The sequence below is a fragment of the Mesorhizobium sp. M4A.F.Ca.ET.090.04.2.1 genome, assembly GCF_003999085.1.
Taxonomy (GTDB): Bacteria; Pseudomonadota; Alphaproteobacteria; order Rhizobiales; family Rhizobiaceae; genus Mesorhizobium.
The window spans coordinates 1-1,593 of sequence record NZ_RZOT01000816.1 but is presented as its reverse complement, the minus strand read 5'-3'; the positions used below and the strand labels follow the sequence as shown (position 1 = coordinate 1,593).

Annotated in this window: 1 protein-coding gene; it reads left to right on the top strand. The window is 67.5% G+C overall.

What is annotated here, in order from left to right; genetic code table 11:
* Positions 1–14: 14 nt before the first annotated feature.
* Positions 15–1,593: AsmA family protein (locus EN781_RS32165; protein WP_145965774.1), on the top strand; the 1,579-nt coding region annotated here is incomplete at its 3' end.

The following is a 1,593-nucleotide window of genomic DNA, read 5'->3' as shown; positions in this document are numbered from 1 at the left end:
GCATATAGGGCGATATGCCATCATCTTTGATCCGGCGCGGAGCATGGGCGATCGGCTTTGCCGTGCTCGTCATCGCGCTGGTCGTCGCCGCGCTGCCGCTGATCGCCTCGACCCGCATCGTGCGCGACCGCATCGCCTGGGAAATGAGCGCCTGGAGCGGTTTCAGGGTTACTATCGATGGCTCGCCGCGCATCGAGGTCTGGCCCACCTTCCGCGCCATCCTGACCGACGTGACGCTTTCGCAATGGACCGAGACCGACGCGCCGCCGGTGATCGAGGCCGAACGGGTAGAGGTCGATCTTTCGGCCATGGCCGCCTTGCAAGGCGACGTCGTGTTCTCGACGGCGCGGCTGGTGCGGCCGACGATCAGGGTCCAGCGCACCGCCAGAGGCTTCTTCCTGCCGGCCATCCCGACCGGCGGCCGCATCACGCGCTCGATCGACACCGCGCGAGGCCTCGTCACCGCCAACCCGCAAAAGCCCGATCTCGGCAAATTGCCCTCGGACCCGTTCGGCACGGTGGAACTCAGGGACGGCCGCGTGGTGGCTTCGCTCGGCGGCAAGGACCAGGAAATCCTGAGCAGCCTGACCGGGCAGGCGAACTGGGCGGCGATGAACAGCAACGCGACGCTGACGGCGACCGGCATCTGGCGCGGCGAAAGCGTCGCCGTCGACTTCGCGTCGCCCAAGCCGCTGGTACTGTTCGCGGGGGGCGCTGCTCCGCTCACGCTCTCCGTCAAGGCGGCACCTGCTACCTTCTCCTTCGAAGGCGTAGCCTCGATGTCGGACAACGCCTATTTCGACGGCCAGGCGAAATTCGCCGCGCCCTCGCTGCGGCGCGCGCTGGAGTGGTCGCAGGCCGGCATCGCGCCCGGAGCCGCGATCGGCTCGGTCTCGGTCGCCAGCAAGGTGACGGCGGCCGCCGGCCGGGTGAAGTTCGAAAACACCACTGTGGCGCTCGACAACAATCCGGGGATGGGAGCGCTTGACTTCTCCTTCGGCGAAGCACTGCCGGTCATCTCCGGCACACTCGCCTTCGACACGCTCGACCTCCGATCGTTCCTCTCGGCCTTCACGCCGCTGGCGCCAACCGGCGAAGCGGGTCCCGGCGAGATCGACACCAGCTTCGCCGACAAGATCAATCTCGACCTCCGCGTGTCGGCGGCGCATGCCACGGCAGGACCGGTCCAGCTTGCCGACGTCGCCGCTACGGCGCAGGTCAAGAACGGACTTGCCGTCTTCGACATTTCCGACGCCTCTGCCTTCGGCGGCAACATCCAGAGCAGCCTGCGCTTCGACCGCAAGCTCGAAGGCACGCAGGTCGAGATCCGACTTCTCGCCTCCGACGTCGATGGCGGCGCCTTCGCCACGGCGGCAGGGATGACGAGACTGGTGCCTGTCGGGACGGCAACCGTCTCGGTCATCCTCAAGGGGCCGGGCAAATCCTGGAACTCCATCTTCGAAAACGCCGATGGCTCTGTCTCGGCATCCGTCGGGCCGGGCGCGCTCACCGGGCTCAACCTGCCGGCCTTCCTCAAGCGCACCGACCAGGGCGGCTTCTTCGCGCTCGACGACGTCGCCGACGGAACGCTGC